Raw genomic sequence first — 21974 nt, 5'->3', positions numbered from 1 at the left:
GAAAATCTGGATGCGCCCGAGTGGTGAGCGACCGCTTAGTACCTTCGACAGACGTGACGCTAGAAGCCCTGGCACCCGGTGTCAACGCCACACGGCGCGGGTGTGATCCATTACCTCACCAGCAGTTCCAGCAGCCGCTCCGTCTCGGCCGCGGGATCGGTGGTGAGCCCCGTGTGGACGGGGCCCGGCCGGACGATCGTCGAACGGGGGGCGATCAGCCAGCGGAAGCGCCGTCCGGGGTCGTCGTGCGCCGCCTGTCCGGCCGACGCGCCGCCCGCGCACACGCCCTCGACCGCCCGCAGGGCGGCACGCACCCCGGCCACGTCCGCCTCCGGGTCCAGCGCCAGCAGCTTCGCCTCGTCGAGGTGGGTGCGGGCACCGACGTAGTCCTGGCCGCGGCAGTACACCAGCACGCCCGCGTTGATGCACTCGCCGCGCTCGACACGCGGTACGACGCGCAGCAGGGCGTACTCGAAGACGTCCCGGTCGCCGCCCTGGCCCGGCCGGATGATGTGGCGCTCGTTCACTTGATTCCCTTGATGCGGTCGTGGATGACGGCGGCGCGGGCGAGCAACGGGGCTGTGTAGGCCCGCCGGAGCGCGTCCGCGGTGTCGAAGCCGGGCTCGTCCGCCAGCCAGACGTCGGGGATCTCGGCGGTGACCTCGGCGAGGAGGTCGGCGGTGACCAGCGGTGCCAGCTCCGCCGCCGCGGCCGCGACGTCCGGCCGGAACGGGGTGAGCGCGTGGTCGCCGGCGTCGTAGGGGCGGGCCGCGGAGGTCTCGGCGGTGGGCCAGTTGTGCTGCCAGATCATGGTGGCGCCGTGGTCGATGACCCACAGGTCGCCGCGGTGCATCAGCAGGTTGGGGTTGCGCCAGGAGCGGTCGACGTTGTTCACGAGCGCGTCGAACCAGACGATCCGGCCGGCCTCCGCGGAGGTCACCGGGAAGGCGAGCGGGTCGAAGCCGAGGGCGCCGGAGAGGAAGTCCATGCCTAGGTTGGTGCCGCCGCTGGACTTCAGCAACTCCTGTACCTGCTGGTCGGGTTCGCCGAGCCCGAGCACGATGTCGAGCTCCAAGGTCACCAGCCGGGGCACCCGGAAACCCAGCCTGCGGGCGAGTTCGCCGCAGACGACCTCGGCGACGAGCGTCTTGCGACCCTGTCCGGCGCCGGTGAACTTCATGACGTACAGACCGAAGTCGTCGGCCTCGACGAGTCCCGGCAAGGAGCCGCCCTCACGCAGGGGGGTGACGAAGCGGGTCGCGGTGACTTCCTTGAGCATCGCCCCAGGCTACTGGGCCTGGAACGATGCGGGGCCGACAGCTCCGCGACAGCTCTGGCTTACGCCGCACTCATCTCGAACGGGTCAATATCTCGACACTGTCCGGACTTGGCGGGGGCGCTGAACGACCGGCGCCCGTGGCTCGTACCTCTCGGCAGATCCACGCACCCCTCTGGAAGGAAACCTCCAGCATGACCAGCGCATCGATCAAGTCCGCGTCGGGGCCTGCCCGCCGTACCGTCGTGGCAGCCGCGGGAGCCGCGGGGCTCTCCGTCGCGCTGACCGCGTGCGGAGGCTCCGACGACGACTCGTCGAGCTCGTCCGCCTCGGCCGGCACGTCGGGTTCCACCGAGGCCGCGAGCAGCGGTGGCACGGGCGGCGGGGACAACGCCGCGGCCGGCGCGCTCGCCACGACCGCCGACATACCCGAGGGCGGCGGCAAGGTCTTCGACTCCGAGAAGGTGGTCGTCACCCAGCCGACGGCGGGCACGTACAAGGCGTTCTCCGCGGTCTGCACCCACCAGGGCTGCGCGGTGAAGAGCATCAGCGACGGCGTGATCAACTGCCCCTGTCACAACAGCAACTTCTCGATCACGGACGGCAGCGTGAAGAGCGGTCCCGCGCAGAAGCCGCTGCCCGAGGTGTCGATCACCGTCAGCGGCGACTCCATCACGCTGGCCTGACGGCCGGCCGCCGGAGGCAGGCCAGCACCTCGTCCGTGGTCGCGACCGTGGCGACCAATTCGAGGGTGTGGCGGATCATCGCGGGGGTGTAGTCGGCGGGCACCCCGGCGATGGCGTCCGACGGCACGACGACCGTGTAACCGCGGTTGACGGCGTCGAAGACGGTGTTCGGGATCGCCACGTTGGCCGAGACGCCGGTCACGACCAGGGTGCGGCAGCCCAGGTTGCGCAGCAGGGCGTCGACGTCGGTGCCCTGGACCGGCGACAGGCCGTGCAGCCTCCGTACCACGAGGTCCTGCTCGGCCGGCTCGATCGGGGGCGCCAGGCTGGTCGCGACGGTGCCGGTGAGCTGCTGGACGGGAAGGCGCTCGGCCGCGCGGAACAGCCGGGCGTTGCGGTTGGCGCCCCGGCCGTCGGGGCGGCGTTCGGCGACGGCGTGCACGACCTGGACGCGGCTCGCGTGGGCGGCCGCGACCAGCCGGGCGACGTTGTCGAGGGCCCCCGACTCCCGTGCCGCACGGGCGAGCTGGGGCAGCGCGGCATCGGGCCCGACGACGCCCTGCTGGCATTCCACCGTGATCAGGACGGTGGTCGCCGGGTCGAGGAGGGCGCTGAGCTGTTCGTAGGACGGCATGACTCCCCCTGGCGTCGGTGTGGAGCGGGCGACAGTAACCGCCATTGCGCGCAGAAGGAAGAAGACCCATGCTTTCCTGACGGTATTTCAGGAGAGCGGCACGTACCCACAAGAAAAGAATGAGGGGGCCGGATGACCGTCACTCAGCGCCGGGGCCGGAAGATCATGATGTCGCCGGGTGAACTGGACGCGTTCCTCACCCTCCAGCGCACCTGCCGGGTCGCGACCGTGTCCACCGACGGCGCCCCGCACGTCAGCGCCCTGTGGTTTCTCTGGGACGGCACCGCGTTGTGGCTGTACTCGGTCGTGCGCAGCAAGCGCTGGGCGGACCTGAACCGCGATCCGCGGGTCGCGATCGTGATCGACACGGGCGAGGAGTACGACGCGCTGCGGGGCGTGGAGCTGTCCGGCGTGGTCGAGTTCGTGGGCGAGAGCCCGCGCACCGGGGAGCTGTGCGCCGAACTCGACGCCGTGGAGACGCTGTTCGCACGCAAGAACTTCGGCCTGGACGCGATGCCGCACGACGGCCGGCACGCGTGGGTGCGGCTGAAGCCGACGAAGATCGTGTCCTGGGACTTCCGCAAGCTGGGCGGGGCGTAGGGCTGTTCAGCCCACGGCGCTCCCCGCGGCCTTGAGCGCCGCGACCGCCGCCCGGATCGACGGGCGGCGGTCGGCGTCCGCCCGCCAGAGCACGTACACATGCCGGCGCACCCGCTGCCGCAGGGGGACCGTCACGACACCCTCGGGCACCGGGTGACGACCGAGCAGCGGCGCGATGCAGACCCCCAGTCCGGCGGCCACCAGCCCGAGTTGGGTGTGCGTCTCGGCCGCCCGGTGGCCGACGATCGGCTCCACGCCCCGGGAGCGCAACGTGAACATCAGCCACTCGTGGCAGAACTCGCCCTCGCCCCAGGTGATCCACTCGTCCTCGGCGAACTCCCCCAGATCCACCTCGTCCCGGTCCGCGAGGGGGTGCCCGGCCGGCATCGCGACATCGGCGGGATCGTCCAGGATGGGTGCCTTGACCAGGCCGTCCGGCACCGGCATCGGCTTGTTGTACCAGTCCAGGACGACGGCGAGGTCGAGGTCGCCGCGGACCACCCCGGCGACTCCCCGCTCCGGTTCCAGTTCGCACGAGCGCAGGCGCAGCCCCAGGTGCGCCTTGCGCAGCTCGGCGAGCGCGACGGGGAACAGCCCGCGTGCCGCGGTCGGGAACGCGGACAGCCGCAGCTCCCCCACCACCTGCCCGCGCTGGGCCTCCAGATCGGACTGGGCGAGCTCGACCTGCGACAGGATCCGGGACGCGTGGTCGGCGAGCAGCCGCCCCGCGTCCGTGAGCCGCACGCCTCGGCCCTGCTTGGCGAGGAGCCGCTGCCCGACCTCCCGTTCCAGCTTGGCCATCTGCTGCGAGACGGCCGAGGTGGTGATGTGCAGGCCCGTGGCGGCGCCGCTGACCGATCCGTGCCGGGCCAGGGCGTCGAGGGTGCGCAGGCGATCCAGGTTCAACATGTAAGCGATGCTACGAGGTATCGCTCGAATATTCTCGATTGTGTGACGAGACGATGTCCAGCATCGTTACGCTCATGACTGCTGTCACCGCCCCCGCCCGCACCTCCCCGCAAGCCCCCGCCCGCCCGCGCCGCACGCTCGACTGGCGGCTGCGCTTCGGCGTGCTGTCGCTGATCTGGGGCTTCAGCTTCCTGCTCATCAAGGTGGGCACCGACGGCTACGCGCCCTTCCAGGTCACCCTGGGCAGGCTGCTGTTCGGTACGGCGGTCCTGGCGGTCGCGATGGTGGTGAAGCGCGAGCGGCTGCCGCGCGGGGCCCGCACCTGGGCGCATCTGACGGTGGCGGCGTTCCTCCTCAACGCCCTGCCCTTCTCCCTGTTCGCCTACGCCGAGCTGACCATTCCCTCCACCCTGGCCGGGATCTGCAACGCGACCTCGCCCCTGTGGGGCATGGCGCTCTCCCTGGTGGCGCTGTCGGAGGACCGGCCGACCCGGCTGCGCGTCGCGGGCCTGGGCCTCGGCTTCCTCGGTGTTCTCACGGTCCTCGGCGCCTGGCAGGGCTTCCACGGCCTGGACGCCCGGGGCACCGCCCTGGCCCTGCTGGCCTCGCTCAGCTACCCGATCGGCTGGATCTACCTCCGCCGCACCCTGGCGAACACCGGCTCCTCGGCCCTGTCGATGACCGGCGGGCAGCTCCTGCTGGCCACGCTCCAACTGGCCATCGTCACACCGCTGTTCACCTCCTTCCCGAGCCGTTTCCCGCTGGTCCCGCTGCTCGCGACGGCCGCCCTGGGCGCGCTCGGCACGGGCCTCGCCCTGCTGATCCAGTACGGCCTGGTCACGGAGGTCGGCCCCACGACAGCCCAGATGGTCACCTACTTCATCCCGGTCATCGCGACGGCGGCGGGCGTCGCGATCCTCGGCGAACCGCTGAGCTGGTCGACTCCGGTGGGCGCGGCGATCGTCCTGGCGGGAGCGGCACTGACCCAGGCGCGGAGCAGGACCTGATCCCGGGGCACGACGCCCGGCCCCGGGGCACGGAACGCCGACCGCCGTGCGGTCCCCTCGCGAAAGCCCGGGAACGCACGGCGCCCCCGCACCCGCGCCGTACCGCTTCGGTGGCCGGTCTCAGGGGGCGATCATGTCTGGCCGAACCGAGAATGTGTGTGGCCCCCGCCCGCGGGCGACGGTGCGGGATGCGGTCGCGACGGGCTGGAGGTCGGCGGATATGGAACACCTGACGGGTGCGAAGCGGAACACGAGACCGGCCCCGTCGGGCGGAGCGGGCCCGGCACGCCGAACGGGCGGGTCGGCCCGGGGCCCAGGGACCGTGCGGCCATGACGGTCGACAAGGGCGTTCCCGCGGTCGTCGCGTCGAGCCCGGTCGACATCGGGAGCCGCGATCCCGACGCCCCCCTGGAGCACACGGACCCCGCCGGGCCACCGGACCCACCGGACCCACCGGACCCACCGGACCCACCGGACCCACCGAGTCCAGCGGATCCACCGGATCCACGGCCGTCCGGCTCGCCGGAGGAGGTCGTTGCCGTCCGCGACCTGGTGGCGCGGCTGAGGGCGACCTGGCCCACGGTCGACGAGGCCGCCGTCGAGGCCGTGGTCAGATCGGCGTACGACTCGTTCCGGCAGGCCAGGGTCAGGGCCTACATTCCGATACTCGTCGAGCGCCGGGTCCGCAGGACGCTCGGCGAGGCCGCCGGCGACCGCATCGCTCGGTCCGCACAACCACCGCCGGGAGAGGAACTGATCAGTGATGTCGGACGAAAGCGCCGGGCGCATCGCCGATTTCACCGAGCCCCTCGGGGCACGACCGGGCTCGAAGGTCCGGCCGGGCCGGGACTTCGGCCCTCGTGAGCAGGCGGGTACGAAGAAGCGGAACGGCGTCGAACCGCTGTGCGGCGACGGGTAGCTGAAGATCTTCCAGAACATGTCGAACGAGGAGCAGCGCACCCGTTTCCTGAAGCGGCTCGACCTGCCGGGGAAGGACGGGAACGGGGGCTGGGCAAGCTTGCGGCCCGGCGGTCGAGAGCGACGGACCGGGTGAGCCGGGGTACGGTGCCGGATCAGCCGGGTCGCCGGGCGGGAAGCCCGAGGGGCGGCACGCGACGAGGGGACGGCCCGTGACCGACCGGCAAGACCTGCCCGCGGCCCTGTCCTGGCTGCGTACCGTACCGGGAGTCCGCGCCGCGTCGTCCTACCGGCGTGAGTGGCTGGGCAAGGACCTGGTCGCCGGAATCGTCCTGACCACCCTGCTGGTGCCGCAGGGCATGGCGTACGCGGAGCTGGCGGGTCTGCCGGCCATCACCGGCCTGTACACGACGATTCTCTGCCTGCTCGGCTACGCCGTGTGCGGGCCGTCGCGCATCCTGGTGCTGGGCCCGGACTCGTCGCTGGGGCCGATGATCGCCGCCACCGTGCTGCCGCTGGTGGTGGCGGACGGGGATCCCGACCGGGCGATCGCGCTCGCCTCGATGCTCTCGCTCATGGTGGCGGCGATCATGATCCTGGCCTCGGTGGCGAGGCTCGGCTTCATCGCCGACCTGATCTCCAAGCCGACGATGATCGGCTACATGAACGGCCTGGCCCTCACCATCCTGATCGGCCAGTTGCCCAAGCTGCTCGGTTTCAAGGTCGAGGCGGACAACCTGGTCGGCGAGTGCGTCGGTCTCGCGCGCAAGCTCGCCGACGGGGCGCTGGTGCCCGCCGCCGCCACGGTCGGCGTCTGCGCGATCCTCCTGATCCTGGTGATGCAGCGGTGGCTGCCCAAGGTCCCCGCGGTGCTGGTGATGGTGGTCCTGGCGATCGCCGCGGCCGCGCTCTTCGACCTGGGCGAACACGGCGTCGACCTGGTCGGGAGACTGCCCGAGGGGTTCCCGCCGTTCACGATCCCCGACGTCCAGGTCGCCGACCTCGCACCGCTTTTCGGCGGCGCGCTGGGCATCGCCCTGGTGTCCCTGACCGACACGATCTCCAACGCGTCGGCCTTCGCTGCCCGCAGCGGGCAGGAGGTCCGGGGCAACCAGGAGATGGCCGGGGTCGGCGCGGCGAATCTGGCGGCCGGTCTCTTCCAGGGCTTCCCGGTCAGCACGAGCGGCTCCCGTACGGCGGTGGCGGAGCGGGCCGGAGCCAGGAGCCAGCTCACCGGGGTCGTCGGGGCGGCGCTCATCGTCCTCATGCTCGTCCTGGCACCGGGCATGTTCAGCGATCTTCCCCAGCCGGCCCTGGCCGCCATCGTCATCACGGCCTCGCTGTCCCTGGCCGACCTGCCGGGGACGGTACGGCTGTGGCGGCAGCGCAGGACGGAGTTCCTGCTGTCGGTCGCCGCCTTCCTGGGCGTGGCCCTGCTCGGTGTCCTGCCGGGGATCGCCATCGCCGTGGCCCTGTCCGTCCTCAACGTCTTCCGGCGCGCCTGGTGGCCGTACAACACCGTGCTGGGACGGGTGAAGGGCCTGGAGGGGTACCACGACGTCCGCTCCTACCCGCACGCCGAACAGCTGCCGGGCCTGGTGATCCACCGCTTCGACGCCCCTCTCTTCTTCGCGAACGCGAGGACCTTCCGCGACGAGATCAGGCGACTGGCGCGCACGGAGCCGCGGCCACGCTGGATCGTGATCGCGGCCGAGCCGATGACCGACGTGGACACCACCGCCGCGGACGTTCTGGAGGAGCTCGACGCGGCCCTCAACGCCGAGCACGTCCACCTCGTGTTCGCCGAACTCAAGGACCCCGTGCGGCGCAAGATCGAGGAGTACGGGCTCACCCGCACCATCGACCCGCGGCACTTCTTCCCCACCGTGGAGGCCGCCGTCGCCGCGTTCCGGCTGCTCACCGGGGCGGACTGGACGCCCCTCAGCCCTCCCGAGCAGTCCCCCGGCGGTGCGCCGGAGGCGGACGGTCAGGGGTGAGCGCACACAGGCATACGGGTGCACCGGGGCAGATGTCGCACGACGTCGACGGGGACGCGAGGGTGACGGCTGCCTGACCGACAGGACTCGGCGGTCCTGTCGGCGCGGGTGGCGACGGCGCGCCACTGCCTCGGCCGGTCGAAACGCCGTCCCACCACGTTGCGCCGCTTGCGGATCCGCCGGTCGAAGACGAGTGCGGCCGGCCGCCGCGGCTGCCGCGTCCGAGGGCCGCCGCGTGACCGTCCGAATGCCCGGCACTCCCTTCCGGGCAGCGGCGGCGTGCCGGTGGGCCCGCACGACGGCGGACGACAGACCCTAGACGTACCCGCGGGTGCCGCCCACCCGTACCGCGGCGGCGACGGCGTCCGCCAGTGGTCCGACCTCGTCCCGGGCCAGCGTCGACACGGTGATCCGGATCCCCGGCGGGGCCTCGATCCGGAACCGCGCCCCGGGCGCGACGGCCCACCCCGCCTGGAGCAACCGCGCGACGGCCCCTGTCTCGTCCGGCACGGGGATCCACACGTTCATCCCACTGCGGCCGTGCGCCTCGACCCCCCGCACGGCCAGCGCCGTGATCAGGGCGTCCCGCCTGCTCCCGTACGCCTCGGCGACCGCCCGCGCGTCCACCGCGCCGTCGGCCCACAGCCGCAGTACCGCCCGCTGGGTGATCCGGCTGACCCACCCGGGTCCGAGCCGCTGCCGCCCACGCACCCGGTCGAGGGTGACCTCGTCCCCGGTGAGCACGGCGAACCGCAGGTCGGGGCCGTACGCCTTGGCCACCGAGCGCACGAACGCCCAGTGCCGGGTCACGCCCGCGAGGGGGTGCAGAGGGAGGTCGACGATGCCATGCCCGTGGTCGTCCTCGACGAGCACGGTCTGCGGGTGTTCCCGCAGCACGGCACGCAGGGCACGCGCGCGTGCGGCACTCACCGCCGCGCCGGTCGGGTTCTGCGCGCGGTCGGTGACGATCAGGGCGCGTGCCCCGGCCTCCAGGGCGTGCCGCACCTGCTCGGGCAGCGGGCCGTCGTCGTCGACGCCGACCGGGACCGGGCGCAGCCCGAGCGCCGGGACGAGGTCGAGCAGGGAGCCCCAGCCGGGATCCTCGACGGCCACGGTGTCGCCCGGCCTCACATGCGCGGCGAGGACGCGTTCGATCGCGTCCAGCGAACCGGAGGCGACGGCCATCGGTCCGGCCGGCACGCCGTCCGTGTCCAGTTCGGCCCGCGCCAGCCGCGCGAGTTCGGGCTCCAGCGGAGCGTGTCCGTACAGGACCGGCTCCCGGTCGCCCTGCGCGGCGGCCCACGCGAACGCCGGCGCCAGCGGTGGCAGCAGCGCGGTGTCCGGGTTGCCTGCGGCCGCGTCCCGTACGCCCTCGGGCACCTCGACCCGGAGGAACTCGCGCCCGGTCGTCGCGGGCTTCGACCGCACCCGGCTGCCTCGCCGGCCGTCGGTCTCGATCACTCCGCGCTCCCGCAGGGTGCGATACGCGGCCGCGACGGTGTTCGGATTCACCCCCAGCGCGGTCGCCAACTCCCTCATGGGAGGCAGCAGCTGCCCGGGAATCAGCTCACCCGCGCCCACCGCCGTCTCGATGCTCGCGGAAATGTCCGCTGCACGCCGACCCCTGATCGGATATTCTCCTAGCACAAAGCCTATTATGCACTAGTGCAATGGAGAACGCCATGCAGGGGACCCCGGAGACGACGACACGGACCGCCGCCTACACCCCGACCGAGCGCACGATCCCCACCCGGTCCGCGCAGAAGGCCTCGTACGACAGGGGCCTCGTGCACGCGATACTCGACGAGGGTTACGTCTGCCACCTCGGTTTCGTCCGCGACGGCGCGCCGGTCGTGCTGCCGACCCTGTACGGCAGGGTCGGCGAGACGCTCTACGTGCACGGCTCCACGGGTTCGCGCCCGCTGCGGATGACGGGGCAGGCGGACCCGGGGCTGCCGGTGTGCCTGACGGTGACGCATGTCGACGGTCTGGTGCTGGCCCGCTCGGCCTTCCACCACTCGATCAACTACCGATCGGTCGTGGTGCACGGGATCGCGTACGACGTGACGGACCCGCAGGAGAAGCTCACCGCGCTCGACGCCCTCGTCGACCATGTCGTCCCGGGCCGGGCCGCCGACTCGCGCCCCGCCAACAAGAAGGAGCTGGCGGCGACCGCGGTGATCCGCCTCGACCTGAACGAGGTCTCGGCCAAGACCCGCACCGGCGGGGTGAACGAGGAACCGGAGGACCTCACCCTCCCCCACTGGGCCGGCGTGCTCCCGCTGCGCAAGGGGTACGACGCGCCCCTCCCGGAGGCCGACCTCGCCCCCGGCATCGCGCTCCCCGACTACCTCGCGGTGCCGTGATGCTCGTCCACCCCTGGGACGCGCCCCACGACGACGGCGAGTGGCGCACCTGGCTGTCCGCCCACGACTTCGGCCAGCTCGCCGTCAACGGCCTGCCGGGCGAGCCGCCGTTCGTCCAGCCGCTGCACTTCGCCTATGACCCCGACGCGCGCGAGGCCGTCACCCATCTGGCCCGCCCCAACCCGCTGTGGCCCGCCCTGGAGGCGGACCCGACCGTGATCCTGAGCGTGGTCGACGACTACGTGTTCGTACCCGGCCCGTGGCAGGCACCGCCGGGTGCCCCCGCCGAGCACGGCACCCCGACGAGCTTCTACGCGGCGGTGCAACTGCGCTGCGCGGCTCACATCGTGGACGATCCGACCGCCAAGGCCGAGCTGCTCACACGCCAGTTGGGTCACTTCCAGCCCGAGGGCGGCTCCGCCCGGCCCACGGTCGGCGAGGCGCCGTACGGCCGCCTGCTCTCCGGCATCCGTGGCGTCCGGCTCGAGGTGACCGGCGTGCGGGCGAAGTTCAAGTACGCGGCCCACCGGCCGAGCGAGACCCAGGACCGCATCGCCGCCGGCCTGGCCGCCCGCGGCGGCCCGCGCGACGCGGCGGCCGGCGAGCACCTGTCGCGACGACGCCGGGCATGACCGCCCGGCCTGACGTACGGGAGGGCGCGAGAAGGGCGGGCGCCCGGTGTGAACCGGGAGCCTAGGCAGCCGTCCCGCGGGCCGACAGCTCCCTCTCGGGGCTGCCGCCGGCCACGGGCTCCACGGCGCCCTTGGCCGGCGCGGACGACTGCGCGATGAAGGCGCCCAGGAGAACCACCGCCCCGCCCACGATCTGCGGTGCCGAGAGGTGCTCGCCGAGCAGCACCCACGCCAGGACCGTCGCGATGACCGCCTCCAGGCAGGCCACCACACCCGCGACCTGGGGAGAGAGCCGGCGCACGGAAACCACGCCGGTGACGTACGCGACCACCGTCGCGATGAGCACGATCCAGGTGAGCAGCAGCCAGGCGGGGACCTCGGTGCCGTTCATGCCGGCGGTGTGCGCGAGCGCGGACCAGTCCATGCCCCAGGGGCGGGAGACGGCGGTCAGGACGACGGCGCCCACGAGGAGGCCGTACGCGATGACGCCGAGCGGATCGGGGGCGTCGTCCCCGGAGTCGCCGCCCTGGTCGGACAGGACGAAGTAGCCGACCTGGCAGCAGGCGGCCGCGAGCGCGAGCAGCAGCCCGACGACGTCGAAACTCAAGCCCGTCCAGACCTCGACGACACAGGCCAGTCCGCCCACGGCGAGGACCACGCCGAGCGCGGCGGCGCGCGTCACCGGCCGCCGCTGCACGAACCGCACCCAGCCGAGCACCAGCGCGGGCGCGAGGTACTCGACGAGCAGCGCGACACCGACCGGGATCCGGGAGATCGCGGCGAAGTAGAACGCCTGCACTCCCGCCACGCCGAGCAGACCGAACCCGGCGAGCAGCGCCGGGCGCGTGCGCAGCAGGGCGCGGTGCCGTACGGCGAGCGGCAGCATCACCAGGGCCGCGCCGGTCACTCGCAGCCACACCACGTGCAGCGGATCGAGGCCCGCCTCGATCAGCGGCTTGGCCGCGACCCCGGATCCGCCGAAGGCGATGGCCGACCCGATCGCCAGACCGAGCCCGATGCCCTTTCCGCGGTTGCCCTCACTGCTCACAGACGTATGCACCGGCACATGATGACAGGCGATGACATGAGCGTCATCCCCGTTGACACCTGTCTCATCGGCTGGACGGCCCGGCCGGCGGGCGAGGACGCCGGGCGAGGGCGGGCTCAGCAGGCGCCTTCGCCGCCTCCCGCGCGGGCCTCGCGCTCCTGCGGACCGTCCTCGATCCGTGCGCGCAGCGCGTGGACGTCGACGGCGGCGCGGGTCAGCACCTCGACGGCCCGCGCCTGCGGGTCCGCGACGATCGCCGCGAGCAGGTCGACGCCCCGGGCCCGCGCTCCGTCGCGCCGGGCGGCCCGCACGCGGGCGTGCTCCAGCGCGGCCGCGGCCAGTGGGGAGAAACCCTCGACGGCCGTCACGACGCGCAGGGTCCCGGAGTCCTCGACTCCGCTCTGCCAGCGCAGGCCGTAACCGATGCTGCGCTGGACGAGGTAGCCGAGCAGCCGGGCAAGCTGCGGTCCGCCGCCGAAGGCGGCGCGCACCTGTGGGTCCTGCTCCAGGAGCGAGTGCAGCAGGTGGGCGGTGTCGATCTGCCGGTCCCCGTCGCGCACCGCCCTGCGACGGGCGGCGGCGAGCGCCGCCGCGGGCTCGGCGGCGAGCCTGGGGTCGTCGTCCATGCCGTGCGCCACCGGATTGTGGGGCGACTGCCGGGAAGTACGGGATTGCACAACCCCACCCCATCAGTCCCGCCGGGCACGGTCATCCCCGGCGGGGAGCATCTTCGCGTCCCACACAGAGCGGACCCCGGCCGTCGGAATCTCCTCCCTACGGATGAGATCAGGCGCTCTCCCCACCGGGGTGCGCGCCGACTTGCCGTACGCCCCCTCCACATTTTCTGACGGTTCGTCAGTATTGAATGTTCGAGGCCCTGGAGCTACGTTCCGCGACACCGCAGCCCCAGTTGCCCGACACGAAGAGGTGGTCGCATGGCCGAAGTCAGCGCGGAGGCACGCATCCAGGCACCGGCCGAGAAGGTGTGGGCCCAGCTCACCGACTGGCCGGCGTACGGGGAGTGGAACGCGACCCACACCAACTTCCCCAAGGGCGGCCCCGAGACCCTCGAAGTGGGCGCGACCTTCCAGGAGAACATGAAGCTCATGGGGTTCCCGGCCGAGGTCGAGTGGACCGTGGCGGAGCTGGAGCCCGCCCGATTGCTGGCCATCCGCGGGAAGGGCCCGATGGCGGTGTCCGTCAGCACCCGCTACACCCTGACCCCCGACGGGGACGCCACGACGGTCCGCATCGACGGCGAGTTCACGGGCGCGGCCGTATCGCTGATGGCGGGCAGGCTCAAGGACTCGGGCACGGCCGCACTCAACGAGTCGCTGCGCAAGCTGGGCGGACTGGTCGCCTGACCGGGCGACCCGCCCGGCAGGCGAGGCGCCCGCCACACGAAGGCGCCCCGCGGATGACTCCGCGGGGCGCCTCGGCATCGCCGTACGGCGATCAGTCCTCGTCGGCGAGGATCAGGTACAGCTTCTTGCGGGCGTCATTGATGACCGTGAGCGCCTTTTCGCGCTGCTCCTTGCTGCCGGTCTTCCAGACCTGCCCGAAGGCCTCCATCAGCCCGAAGCCGGCCTGGCGGATCTCACTGAGAGCCTCCCAGTCGACCCCGCGCGAGGCCTCCTCCCAGGGGGCCTCGGGGCCCTCCTCGGCGGCCGTGCGGCCTTCGTCGGTGAGCGAGAACAGCTTCTTGCCGCCTTCGCTCTCACTGCTGATCAGGCCCTCGTCCTCCAGCAGCTGGAGGGTGGGGTACACCGAGCCCGGGCTGGGCTTCCACGCCCCGCCGCTGCGTTCGGCGATCTCCTGGATCATCTCGTAGCCGTGCATGGGCCGGTCCTTGAGCAGGGCCAGGATCGAGGCCCGTACGTCACCGCGCCGCGCCCTCCCCCTGGGTCCGCCACGCCCTCGTCCGCCCCAGGGGCCACCGAAGCCCGGCCCGAAGCCGGGGCCGCCGGGGCCACCCGGACCGAAGGGCCCGAATGCCGCCCGCCGTCCGTCGAAGCTGCCGCGGCCACGCCGGGGGCCGTCCTGTCCATGTCCACGCTCGAATCCGTGGGTACGCATCGCAAACCACTCCTTCATTCCATCGTTGATCTGTCGCGATGCGTCAACGATATATCGGAACAGTTCGCTTGGCAAGGATCCCGGGTGTCCCCGGGTACGCAGGCCGTCCGAGCTGCGGAGACCGTCCGCCGACCGGGGTGCGAGACCGTCCGCCGACCGGGTGCGGAGGCCGTCTAGGGTGCGGACATGACTTCCCGCAGCCCCTCGCACGGCACCCCGGACGCCTATCTCTCCGAACTGTTCTCGCTGGACGGCCGGGTCGCCCTGGTGACCGGCGGCAGTTCCGGCATCGGCCGGGCCATCGCCGGCGCCCTCGCCCGGGCGGGGGCGCGCGTGGTGATCGTGGCGCGCAAGGAGGCGGAACTGGCCGCCACGGTCGACGAGCTGACGGCGGACGGCTGCAAGGCGGCCTGGGTGAGCGCCGACCTGAGCACCCGCGACGGGGTGCGCGCCGCCGCGGAGCGGGCGGCGGCGGTGTACGGGGAGCCCGACATCCTCGTCAACTGCGCCGGGATCAACCTGCGGCCGCCGATGGGCGAGCTCGGCGAGGAGGTGTGGGACGCCACGATGGCGGTGAACCTGGAGGCGCCCTACCTGCTGGGCCTGCGGTTCGGTCCGGGGATGGCCGAGCGCGGCTTCGGACGGATCATCCACATCACGTCCCAGCAGGCACACCGCGCGTTCGTCCAGAGCGGCGCCTACGGCGTCTCCAAGGGGGCCCTGGAGTCACTGGCCCGCTCCCAGGCCGAGGCGTGGTCCCCGTACGGCGTCACCTGCAACACGCTGGTGCCCGGCTTCGTCCTGACCCCCCTCAACATGCGGCTGCAGTCCGACCCGGAGAAGGTGGCGGCGCTGGCCGCGCGCACGATGGTCGGGCGCAACGGCCTGGCCGAGGACTTCGCCGGAGCCGCGGTGTTCCTGGCCGGCCGCTCCTCCGGCTATGTGACCGGGCAGTCGCTCTTCGTCGACGGCGGCTTCTCCGTGCACTGACGTCCAGGGGCGGCCGTGGATGTCTGGGCTGCCCACCGCTGCCCATGGACGTCCACGGACTAAGCCGCCTGCGGGGCGAAGTGGACGATGTCGTCCCCTCCGGGCTGCACCACGCCGTACGTGCTCTCGGGGACCTTGTTCCAGGCGCCGGGCATGTCGCCCAGGGGCTCGGAGACGATGAGCCGGGTCTCGTCGGACACCTCGCGCAGGAAGCCCAGGTCGGGGTGGAGCGACCGGAGCGTCTCCACCCGGGTGCTGTAGAACAGCGAGCGTGAGTCTCCCTGGCTGGAGTAGCGGAAGGCCCACAGCCGTTCTCCGTCGGTCACGGCGACCGTCATCTGGACCGGGTACTCCACCCCGTGTGCGCGGCCGGTGCGTTCCACCAGGCCGACCATCCGGGCGACGGCGCCCGGCGGATCCTCCTCCAGGCCGAGGGTGAGGGCCAGGAAGAACATCATCTCGGAGTCCGTCGACCCCTCGATGTCGAGGAAGAGCTGCGGGTCGACGGAGAGGGCGAGGTCCCGGCGCATCCGGTGGAAGTCGGCGATCGCGCCGTTGTGCATCCACATCCAGCGCCCGTGCCGGAACGGGTGGGAGTTGGTCTGCTGCACCGCCGAGCCGGTCGAGGCCCGGATGTGCGCGAAGAACAGCGGTGAGCGGACGTGACCGGCGATCTCCCGCAGATTGCGGTTGCTCCACGCCGGACCGATCTCCCGGACCACCGCGGGGGTCCCGTCGCCCGAGTCGGGCCCGTACCAGCCGACGCCGAAGCCGTCACCGTTGGTCGTCTCCACACCCATCTTGGAGTGCAGGCTCTGATCGATCAGCGAGTGCTCCGGCCGGTAGAGAATCGTTTCGAGCAGGACAGGGGTTCCCGAGTAGGCGAGCCAACGGCACATCGTCTGCCGCCTTCCTGATGGTGCGGACGGGAGGGATTCCGTTCGGTCGGTCCGGGCAGTCCGGGCAGTCCGGTCGGTCCGGTCGGTCCGGTCAGTCCGCAGGCCTGTCCGGCTTCACCACGCACAGCGCCCAGATGATGAACCCGGAGAACGCGATCATCACGACGGACCAGACCGGGTAGTACGGCAGGGAGAGGAAGTTGGCGATGACGATCAGCCCGGCGATGGCCACGCCGGCCACCCGCGCCCACGTCGCCGACTGGAACAGCCCCATGCTGACGATCACCGCGACCGCGCCCAGGGCCAGGTGGATCCAGCCCCAGCCGGTGAGGTCGAACGCGAAGACGTAGTTGCGGGTGGAGAGGAAGACGTCGTCCTCGGCGATCCCCATGATGCCCCGGAAGATGTCGAGCACTCCGGCGAGCATGAGGGTGACGGCGGCGAAGACCATCAGGCCTTCGGCCCAGTTCTGTTTGGCCGTGTGCCCCTTGGCCGACGGCGTGTGGGTGGGGTGTGTCGCTGTCATCCCGAAGCCTCGATTCGGTTTCGTCGGGCGGGGTTGTGTCAGGCGGACCGGGTGTCGCCGGGCTCGGTGTCGTCGGGCTCGGTGTCGTTCGGTGTGCCGCTGTGTGCTCAGTGGCGGGAGCCGCTCAGCACCATCTGCTTGGCCCTGTTGAACTCCTCGTCCGTGATGTCACCGCGGGCACGGATCTCCGAGAGCTTGGCGAGTTCGTCGACGCTGCTGGTGGGCGCCGAGCCCTTGGCGGTCTCGCGGACGTAGCTGTCGAAGGCCTGCTGCTGGTCCCGCGCCTGCTTGATCTCCCGGCGTCCCATGTTCTTGCCCCGCGCGATCACGTAGACGAAGACGCCCAGGAAGGGCAGCACGATGCAGAACACCAGCCAGCCGGCCTTGGCCCAGCCACTGAGTTCGTCGTCCCGGAAGATGTCCACGACGATCCGGAACAGCAGGACGAACCACATGATCCACAGGAAGAACACCATCATGGTCCAGAAGGCGCTCAGCAGCGGATAGTCGTAGGCGAGGTACGTGTCCCCACTCATCTCTTCCTCCGTTCCGGGCCGGAGCCCGTATGCCGTTGTGTGGCGATCTCAGCGTGCGTGCGAGAGGTCCCGGCGTCCTCACCCGGGACGGGTGAGTGAGCCGGCGGGCTCAGACCGTCCCCGCGGGAGTTCCCGGCTCCGCCGCCCGCGCCCGGCGCAGTGCGGCCCGCCAGGCGAAGGCGACCGCCGCCTCGACCAGGCCGAGCAGGACGAGCCACAGGCCGAGCAGCCGGGTCAGCGCGCGGGCCGACTCGGTGGGCAGGGCGAGCACCACGATCCCCGCGACGATGGCGAGCACGGCGGCGCCGAGCACGACTCCGCGGTGGGGCAGGTCCTTGGTGGCGAGCGCCGTGTAGAGGGTGAGGATGCCGGACACCAGCCAGAGGACCCCGACGATCAATGAGAGCGTCGCGATGGTCTGCAGCGGGTTCCGCAGGCACAGCACCCCGGCGACGACGTACAGCACCGCCAGCAGGAGCCCGGTGAGGCGTTCGCCGTGGTCGTCCCTCGCGAAGGCCGCGACGAACCGGAAGCCGCCGGTGACCAGCAGGTACAGGCCGATGAGGACCGCCAGGACGTGCAGGGTCTCGTCCGGCCAGATCAGGATCAGGATGCCCGGCACGAGCGTGGCGACCGCCGAGCCGAGGATCCATGTCCAGGAGCGCCCGAGCACGGCCAGTGCCTCGGCGGGGTCGGCGCCCACCGGTCCGGAAGCCGCCCCGCCCGGTGGCCGCTGATGGCCACCGAACGGGTCGTCCGGTCCGGTGTGCGGTGCGGGTCCAGGCGAAACGCTCATGACTCCTCCTCCTGCCCGGCCGGGTGCCTCTGGCGTCCCCGGCACGTCACTCCGGCAGTTGACGCATCTCCAGGACCCGCAGCCCCAGGGACTGGCAGCGGGCCAGCAGCCCGTACAGGTGCGCTTCGTCGACGACGTACCCGAACAGGACGGTCTGACCGGACATGACCACATGGTCCAGTTCCGGAAAGACCCTGGTCAGTACCTCCGACAGGTGTCCGTCGACGCGGATCTCGTAGCGCATGAGCTGCTCTCCCGGGATGGCCTGGGACTGGCTGACTGCGCACTCACCCTGCGATCGTCCGCCCCCGGCGGGGCGGACGTCCTCACCCCGTGCAGGTGATACCGGGTCCTGGCCCCTCTAGTGCGTCAGGTAGAGCTTGAAGGAGATGATCAGCAGCCCGAGCACCAGGTTCACCGCGGCCGTGACCCCCACCATCCGCCACGAGGCTCCGGCCCGCCGTGCGGCCGCGGCCGACCAGCCCACCTGGCCCGCCACGGCGACCGCGAGCGCGAACCAGAGCGACCCCTCCAGGTCGAGTCCGAGCAGCGGGCTGACGGCCACGGCGACGGCCGGCGGGACCGCTGCCTTGATGATGGGCCACTCCTCGCGGCACACGTGCAGCACGGCCCGGCGGTTCAGGTTCCGCTGCACCAGTCGCGCCCCGAACAACTGGGCGTGCACATGCGCGATCCAGAACGCCACTCCGGTGAACAACAGCAGCAGCACGAGTTCCAGTCGCGGGAACGAGCCCAGGGTGCCCGCGCCGACGATCACCGAGGCGGCGAGCATGGATCCGTAGACGCCGCCGGTGAAGTCGACGGCGTCCCGGCGATCGGCACGCGTCCGAGCTTCCGTGACGTCTTCCGCCCTCGGCATCACGACCTCCCTCGGCGAGCGGGACGGGTCAGTTGAGTCAGATGATTCAGATGAGTCGCACGGGCCGCACAGGCCGCATGAATCGGGCAAGTCGGATGAGGGGGCCGCGGGCAGGTGTCCACACCCTCATCGCAGCGGAGAAGCGCGGTAGGCGCCTCACCCGCCACGGGCGAGCCGGAGGGATCCGCGGGCCTCGGTCACAACAGGTTCAGCTCGCGGGCGCGGCGCACCGCGTCGTTGCGGCGGTTGACCGCCAGCTTGCGGTAGACGCTCTTCAGGTGGGTCTTGACGGTGTTCACGGAGACGTACAGGTCGGCGGCGATCTCCTCCGTCGACATCGTCAGGGCGAGCCTGCCCAGCACATCGCGTTCGCGTCCGCTCAGCTCCTCAACGAGCGGGAGCGGCGGGCCTTCGGACGCCGCGGCGCCGGGGGTGGCCCGGTCCGTCGCCGGTACCCGCGGTGCCATGGCGTCCAGGAACGGGCGGATCCACGGACCGGCCTCGACGAAGGGCCGTCGCAGCCCGTCCCGCCGTGCCTCGCGCAGGGCCTGGGCGACGAGTCGGCGCGAACTGACCGCGTCCCCCGACTCGTCCGCCGCCTGTGCTCTCACCAGCAGGGCCCGGACGGTCACCGCGGGGCCCGCGCCGCCGTCGGACCGTACGCCGTCGAGCAGCTCGATCGCCGCCCCGGGTCGGCCCGCCGCGAGCTGGGCCCGCGCGGCCCCCACCGCGCACGCCGGCTGCTCGCCGGACAACGGCTGGAGCACCTCGAAAGCGGTCTCCGGCCGGCCTCCCGCCAGATGCGCGGCGGAGACGACGAGCGCCGTCTGGCCCGCCGCCCAGGGCGAGATCACGGCGGCCGGCACCGCTCGCTCCGCCGCTTCGAGAGCGGCTCGGGTGTCGCCGCGGGCCAGATGCAGACGGGCGGTCGCGATGGCCCGGCCCGCCTCCATCACCGGGTCCCGCAGTGCCGGGTCCGACTCGGCCGCCTCGGCGAGAAGCGCCCGCGCCCGGCCCAGGTCGTCACGGTCCACGGCGACGGCGGCCAGCACCAGCCGCCCCATACCGGAACCGGACGGCTGGGGCAGCCCGTACCGCTCCGTCTCGGTCACCGCCGCTCGGGCCTTCCGCTCCGCCCTGCCCAGCCAGCCGTTCAGATAGTCGATCAGCGCCAGCCGGCCGAGCGAGTCCTCGCGGGCGAGTGCCGTCGAAGCGCCTGCCGAGGCGCCTGCGACCCGTGACAGGGCGGCGGACGCGTCGTCGAACCGCCCCGCCCACAGGCGAGCCGAGCCCAGATGGGCCAGCAGCAGCGCGGTGAGCTCGGGATGCCTCTCCAACAGGTGGGCGGGGGCCTGGTCGCACAGCGTCTCGGCAGCCGTCGCGGCTCGCTCCGCCCGGCCCGGCGCCCCGGTCAGCCGGGCGGCCAACGCCTCGAGCAGGGCGCAGCTCAAGCGGGCCGCGACCAGGCCGGGCTCCTCGCCCGCCGGACTCCACTCGGCGGTCAGTGCCTGTTCCGCCGGATCGCCGGGCCCTGCCGTCAGGCCCAGTTCGGCCGTCAGGCCCTGCTCGGCGCGACGCAGGTGCCTCAGTCCCCGGTCGAGATCGCGCCGGGACAGGTCCCCGGCGGCACGGACCAGGTCCGTCGCGGGGCCCGCGGCGTCCGGTCCCATCCGGGCGAACAGCTCGGCGAGTTCGTCGGAGCGCAGGCCGGTGAAGAGCCAGCCGATGGCGAGGTCGTCGATCAGGGCTCCGGCGGTGAACTCCCAGTCACCCGCGGCGGCGCCCTGGCACAGCGTCTCCGTGAGGGCTCCGGAGCCCCGCAGCCAGTGCGCTGCCCGCCGGTGCAGTTCGGGCTCCAGGCCGGGTGAGCGCACCCGCAGATGGGCCTGGAGGATCTCGCCGAAGAGCGGGTGGAGGCGGTACCAGTCCTGGCCGAGATGCTCGACGAAGGCGTTCTCGCGGTAGAGCCCGGCGAGGATGGGCCCCGCGTCGGTGCGCTCCGTCAGCGCGTTCACCAGTTCGGGGCGGAACCGGTCGAGGACGCTGACCCGCAGCAGGAGGTCCTGCGTCTCGGGCGGCTGGCGTCTGAGCACCTCCGCGAGCAGGAAGTCGGCGACCGTGGTGCGGTCGGCCTCGAACTCCTTCAGATAGAGCTCCGGATCCGGGTTCTCCCGCGCGGCGAGGGCGCACAGCCGCAGTCCGGCGGCCCAGCCCCGGGTGCGCTCCACGAGCCCGTGGGTCGCGTGCGCCGGAAGCCGCAGTCCGTGCAGGCCGAGGAGCTCGGCCGCCTCCTCGGCGGTGAACGCCAGCTCCGCGCCGCGGATCTCGGTCAGGTCGCCTGCCGCCCGGTAGCGGTGCAGGGGCAGCAGCGGCTCGGTACGGGTGACGAGGATCAGGCGCAGGCCGTCCCCGGCGTGGTGCAGCACGAACTCCAGCTGGTCCGCGATCTCCGGGTCGATCACGCGGTCGAACTCGTCGAGCACCACGATCACGGGACGGTCGCGGGTACTCAGCTCGGCGGCGAGCCGCGCCAGCAGATTGGGGGGCACGCGGCTCGCGTCCGCGGGGCAGCCGATCTCTGCGGGCAGCGACGCCCCGGAGGCGCGCAGGGCATGGAGCAGGTACGCCCAGAGCATGCCCGGGCCCTGCTCCGCCGCGTCCGTGGTGAGCCAGGCGACGGGCCGGTCACGGGCCGCGGCCCAGTCGGCGACCAGCAGCGTCTTGCCCGCGCCCGCAGCGCCGTTGACCATCGTCAACGGGGTGCGCAGCGCCTCGTCGAGATGCCTGACCAGCCGCTCGCGCCGCAGGAACGTCACCGGCCGGGCCGGTATGACGAACCGAGTGCGCAGAAACGGATCGCCCTGCGGATCGGCGTACGACGCCGTTGGATCGGCGCCGCTCTCCTCGAGCCCAGCCATGGCGCTCACCGCCCGTGGTCGTCAGGTCATGGGTCGCGCTCCTCACCCTCATGATCCCAGGGTTTCGCCCCGGGTGCCCTGCGAGGCCCCCGGGCGATGCGCCTCGGCGTGCGGACGACGGGACGGCGCGACCCGGCCACGGGCGCTCCCGGCACAGGCACGACGGACCCGGCCCGAAGGGCCGGCCGGGGGCTGCGCTGCCCCGCCAGGACGTGCTCCGGGCAGGATCGGCGGCAGACCGGCCACGGCGTCTTGGCGACGGGGCGCGACGCAGACCGGG

24 protein-coding genes and 1 pseudogene are annotated in these 21974 nt (G+C 72.4%); 10 read left to right on the top strand and 15 right to left on the bottom strand.

Features of this window, described 5'->3' with window-relative positions:
• Nucleotides 1–110: 110 nt before the first annotated feature.
• A complete protein-coding gene (locus OHU34_RS35440) occupies nt 111–527 on the bottom strand; it encodes a DUF3037 domain-containing protein (RefSeq protein WP_142269248.1) in 417 nt (138 codons plus the stop codon).
• The gene (locus OHU34_RS35435) at nt 524–1279 is read right to left on the bottom strand and encodes a HipA family kinase (RefSeq protein ID WP_405770135.1); all 756 of its coding nucleotides are present in this window, start codon (nt 1277–1279) and stop codon (nt 524–526) included. Before OHU34_RS35435 ends, OHU34_RS35440 begins: the two co-directional genes overlap by 4 nt.
• Before the next feature lie 191 nt (nt 1280–1470).
• Here OHU34_RS35435 and OHU34_RS35430 point away from each other — a divergent pair, with 191 nt between their 5' ends.
• Nucleotides 1471–1962, top strand: a complete 492-nt coding sequence (locus OHU34_RS35430; RefSeq protein WP_142269250.1) for a Rieske (2Fe-2S) protein — start codon at nt 1471–1473, stop codon at nt 1960–1962.
• Here the strand turns inward: OHU34_RS35430 and OHU34_RS35425 are convergent.
• Entirely contained in the window at nt 1949–2596 is a 648-nt protein-coding gene (locus tag OHU34_RS35425; RefSeq protein WP_405770132.1) for a cysteine hydrolase, read from the bottom strand. The two genes, OHU34_RS35430 and OHU34_RS35425, sit on opposite strands and share 14 nt — an antisense overlap.
• A gap of 132 nt (nt 2597–2728) precedes the next feature.
• Here OHU34_RS35425 and OHU34_RS35420 point away from each other — a divergent pair, with 132 nt between their 5' ends.
• Nucleotides 2729–3196, top strand: a complete 468-nt coding sequence (locus tag OHU34_RS35420) for a pyridoxamine 5'-phosphate oxidase family protein (RefSeq protein WP_142269252.1) — start codon at nt 2729–2731, stop codon at nt 3194–3196.
• 6 nt (nt 3197–3202) lie between these two features.
• Here OHU34_RS35420 and OHU34_RS35415 read toward each other — a convergent pair whose 3' ends face one another.
• Nucleotides 3203–4105, bottom strand: coding sequence for a LysR family transcriptional regulator (locus OHU34_RS35415; RefSeq protein ID WP_405770130.1), 903 nt, complete (start codon nt 4103–4105; stop codon nt 3203–3205).
• A gap of 74 nt (nt 4106–4179) precedes the next feature.
• Here OHU34_RS35415 and OHU34_RS35410 point away from each other — a divergent pair, with 74 nt between their 5' ends.
• From OHU34_RS35410 to OHU34_RS35395, 4 genes and pseudogenes are all read left to right on the top strand, one after another.
• Nucleotides 4180–5112, top strand: coding sequence for a DMT family transporter (locus OHU34_RS35410; protein WP_230196502.1), 933 nt, complete (start codon nt 4180–4182; stop codon nt 5110–5112).
• Between the two features lie 330 nt (nt 5113–5442).
• A pseudogene (locus OHU34_RS35405) lies at nt 5443–5796 on the top strand (three-helix bundle dimerization domain-containing protein); the annotation flags it as partial.
• A 79-nt stretch (nt 5797–5875) separates the two neighbouring features.
• Nucleotides 5876–6031: a hypothetical protein gene (locus tag OHU34_RS35400; protein WP_405772567.1), complete on the top strand. Its 156-nt coding sequence runs from the start codon at nt 5876–5878 to the stop codon at nt 6029–6031.
• A gap of 211 nt (nt 6032–6242) precedes the next feature.
• Nucleotides 6243–8027: a SulP family inorganic anion transporter gene (locus OHU34_RS35395; protein ID WP_142269255.1), complete on the top strand. Its 1785-nt coding sequence runs from the start codon at nt 6243–6245 to the stop codon at nt 8025–8027.
• Nucleotides 8028–8342: 315 nt separating this feature from the next.
• Here the strand turns inward: OHU34_RS35395 and OHU34_RS35390 are convergent, their stop codons facing one another.
• The gene (locus OHU34_RS35390) at nt 8343–9674 is read right to left on the bottom strand and encodes an aminotransferase class I/II-fold pyridoxal phosphate-dependent enzyme (protein ID WP_142269256.1); all 1332 of its coding nucleotides are present in this window, start codon (nt 9672–9674) and stop codon (nt 8343–8345) included.
• Between the two features lie 35 nt (nt 9675–9709).
• On the opposite strand from OHU34_RS35390, the gene OHU34_RS35385 reads away from it, so the two are divergent.
• Both OHU34_RS35385 and OHU34_RS35380 read left to right on the top strand, forming a co-directional pair.
• Nucleotides 9710–10393 (top strand): pyridoxamine 5'-phosphate oxidase family protein, encoded by a 684-nt coding sequence (locus OHU34_RS35385; protein WP_230196495.1) that lies wholly within the window; start codon nt 9710–9712, stop codon nt 10391–10393.
• Entirely contained in the window at nt 10393–11025 is a 633-nt protein-coding gene (locus OHU34_RS35380; RefSeq protein ID WP_142269258.1) for an FMN-binding negative transcriptional regulator, read from the top strand. Before OHU34_RS35385 ends, OHU34_RS35380 begins: the two co-directional genes overlap by 1 nt.
• Nucleotides 11026–11086: 61 nt before the next feature.
• On the opposite strand, the gene OHU34_RS35375 is transcribed toward OHU34_RS35380, so the two are convergent.
• Both OHU34_RS35375 and OHU34_RS35370 read right to left on the bottom strand, forming a co-directional pair.
• On the bottom strand, nt 11087–12091 hold the full coding sequence (locus tag OHU34_RS35375; protein ID WP_405770126.1) for an EamA family transporter: 1005 nt from the start codon (nt 12089–12091) through the stop codon (nt 11087–11089).
• A gap of 98 nt (nt 12092–12189) precedes the next feature.
• On the bottom strand, nt 12190–12750 hold the full coding sequence (locus tag OHU34_RS35370) for a Clp protease N-terminal domain-containing protein (protein ID WP_405770124.1): 561 nt from the start codon (nt 12748–12750) through the stop codon (nt 12190–12192).
• Between the two features lie 258 nt (nt 12751–13008).
• Between OHU34_RS35370 and OHU34_RS35365 the strand changes: the two genes are divergently transcribed.
• Entirely contained in the window at nt 13009–13437 is a 429-nt protein-coding gene (locus OHU34_RS35365) for an SRPBCC family protein (protein WP_142269260.1), read from the top strand.
• A 91-nt stretch (nt 13438–13528) separates the two neighbouring features.
• Here OHU34_RS35365 and OHU34_RS35360 read toward each other — a convergent pair whose 3' ends face one another.
• Complete coding sequence (locus tag OHU34_RS35360) at nt 13529–14149, bottom strand: PadR family transcriptional regulator (RefSeq protein ID WP_054240358.1); 621 nt, start codon at nt 14147–14149, stop codon at nt 13529–13531.
• A gap of 186 nt (nt 14150–14335) precedes the next feature.
• On the opposite strand from OHU34_RS35360, the gene OHU34_RS35355 reads away from it, so the two are divergent.
• Complete coding sequence (locus tag OHU34_RS35355) at nt 14336–15139, top strand: SDR family NAD(P)-dependent oxidoreductase (protein ID WP_020132815.1); 804 nt, start codon at nt 14336–14338, stop codon at nt 15137–15139.
• A 59-nt stretch (nt 15140–15198) separates the two neighbouring features.
• Here the strand turns inward: OHU34_RS35355 and OHU34_RS35350 are convergent, their stop codons facing one another.
• From OHU34_RS35350 to OHU34_RS35320, 7 genes are all read right to left on the bottom strand, one after another.
• Nucleotides 15199–16038, bottom strand: coding sequence for a class II glutamine amidotransferase (locus OHU34_RS35350; RefSeq protein WP_142269262.1), 840 nt, complete (start codon nt 16036–16038; stop codon nt 15199–15201).
• Between the two features lie 91 nt (nt 16039–16129).
• The gene (locus OHU34_RS35345) at nt 16130–16564 is read right to left on the bottom strand and encodes a hypothetical protein (RefSeq protein ID WP_020132813.1); all 435 of its coding nucleotides are present in this window, start codon (nt 16562–16564) and stop codon (nt 16130–16132) included.
• 107 nt (nt 16565–16671) lie between these two features.
• Complete coding sequence (locus OHU34_RS35340) at nt 16672–17100, bottom strand: SHOCT domain-containing protein (RefSeq protein WP_405770119.1); 429 nt, start codon at nt 17098–17100, stop codon at nt 16672–16674.
• Nucleotides 17101–17209: 109 nt separating this feature from the next.
• Nucleotides 17210–17896: an HdeD family acid-resistance protein gene (locus OHU34_RS35335; RefSeq protein ID WP_142269264.1), complete on the bottom strand. Its 687-nt coding sequence runs from the start codon at nt 17894–17896 to the stop codon at nt 17210–17212.
• Between the two features lie 46 nt (nt 17897–17942).
• Complete coding sequence (locus OHU34_RS35330; protein ID WP_020132810.1) at nt 17943–18140, bottom strand: hypothetical protein; 198 nt, start codon at nt 18138–18140, stop codon at nt 17943–17945.
• 117 nt (nt 18141–18257) lie between these two features.
• Complete coding sequence (locus OHU34_RS35325; RefSeq protein WP_142269265.1) at nt 18258–18776, bottom strand: hypothetical protein; 519 nt, start codon at nt 18774–18776, stop codon at nt 18258–18260.
• A gap of 197 nt (nt 18777–18973) precedes the next feature.
• Nucleotides 18974–21694, bottom strand: a complete 2721-nt coding sequence (locus OHU34_RS35320; RefSeq protein ID WP_200840043.1) for a LuxR C-terminal-related transcriptional regulator — start codon at nt 21692–21694, stop codon at nt 18974–18976.
• Nucleotides 21695–21974: the final 280 nt, after the last annotated feature.

Origin of the sequence: Streptomyces sp. NBC_00080 (genome assembly GCF_045041255.1) — a bacterium.
Taxonomy (GTDB): Bacteria; Actinomycetota; Actinomycetes; order Streptomycetales; family Streptomycetaceae; genus Streptomyces; species Streptomyces coriariae.
This window is presented reverse-complemented; position numbering and strand designations above follow the sequence as displayed.

Coding starts and splice junctions, on each gene's coding strand:
- OHU34_RS35435 (WP_405770135.1), bottom strand. CDS start 1,279: ATGCTCAAGGAAGTCACCGCGACCCGCTTCGTCACCCCCCTGCGTGAG.
- OHU34_RS35430 (WP_142269250.1), top strand. CDS start 1,471: ATGACCAGCGCATCGATCAAGTCCGCGTCGGGGCCTGCCCGCCGTACC.
- OHU34_RS35425 (WP_405770132.1), bottom strand. CDS start 2,596: ATGCCGTCCTACGAACAGCTCAGCGCCCTCCTCGACCCGGCGACCACC.
- OHU34_RS35420 (WP_142269252.1), top strand. CDS start 2,729: ATGACCGTCACTCAGCGCCGGGGCCGGAAGATCATGATGTCGCCGGGT.
- OHU34_RS35415 (WP_405770130.1), bottom strand. CDS start 4,105: ATGTTGAACCTGGATCGCCTGCGCACCCTCGACGCCCTGGCCCGGCAC.
- OHU34_RS35410 (WP_230196502.1), top strand. CDS start 4,180: ATGACTGCTGTCACCGCCCCCGCCCGCACCTCCCCGCAAGCCCCCGCC.
- OHU34_RS35400 (WP_405772567.1), top strand. CDS start 5,876: ATGTCGGACGAAAGCGCCGGGCGCATCGCCGATTTCACCGAGCCCCTC.
- OHU34_RS35385 (WP_230196495.1), top strand. CDS start 9,710: ATGCAGGGGACCCCGGAGACGACGACACGGACCGCCGCCTACACCCCG.
- OHU34_RS35380 (WP_142269258.1), top strand. CDS start 10,393: ATGCTCGTCCACCCCTGGGACGCGCCCCACGACGACGGCGAGTGGCGC.
- OHU34_RS35365 (WP_142269260.1), top strand. CDS start 13,009: ATGGCCGAAGTCAGCGCGGAGGCACGCATCCAGGCACCGGCCGAGAAG.
- OHU34_RS35360 (WP_054240358.1), bottom strand. CDS start 14,149: ATGCGTACCCACGGATTCGAGCGTGGACATGGACAGGACGGCCCCCGG.
- OHU34_RS35355 (WP_020132815.1), top strand. CDS start 14,336: ATGACTTCCCGCAGCCCCTCGCACGGCACCCCGGACGCCTATCTCTCC.
- OHU34_RS35350 (WP_142269262.1), bottom strand. CDS start 16,038: ATGTGCCGTTGGCTCGCCTACTCGGGAACCCCTGTCCTGCTCGAAACG.
- OHU34_RS35345 (WP_020132813.1), bottom strand. CDS start 16,564: ATGACAGCGACACACCCCACCCACACGCCGTCGGCCAAGGGGCACACG.
- OHU34_RS35340 (WP_405770119.1), bottom strand. CDS start 17,100: ATGAGTGGGGACACGTACCTCGCCTACGACTATCCGCTGCTGAGCGCC.
- OHU34_RS35335 (WP_142269264.1), bottom strand. CDS start 17,896: ATGAGCGTTTCGCCTGGACCCGCACCGCACACCGGACCGGACGACCCG.
- OHU34_RS35330 (WP_020132810.1), bottom strand. CDS start 18,140: ATGCGCTACGAGATCCGCGTCGACGGACACCTGTCGGAGGTACTGACC.
- OHU34_RS35325 (WP_142269265.1), bottom strand. CDS start 18,776: ATGCCGAGGGCGGAAGACGTCACGGAAGCTCGGACGCGTGCCGATCGC.
- OHU34_RS35320 (WP_200840043.1), bottom strand. CDS start 21,694: ATGGCTGGGCTCGAGGAGAGCGGCGCCGATCCAACGGCGTCGTACGCC.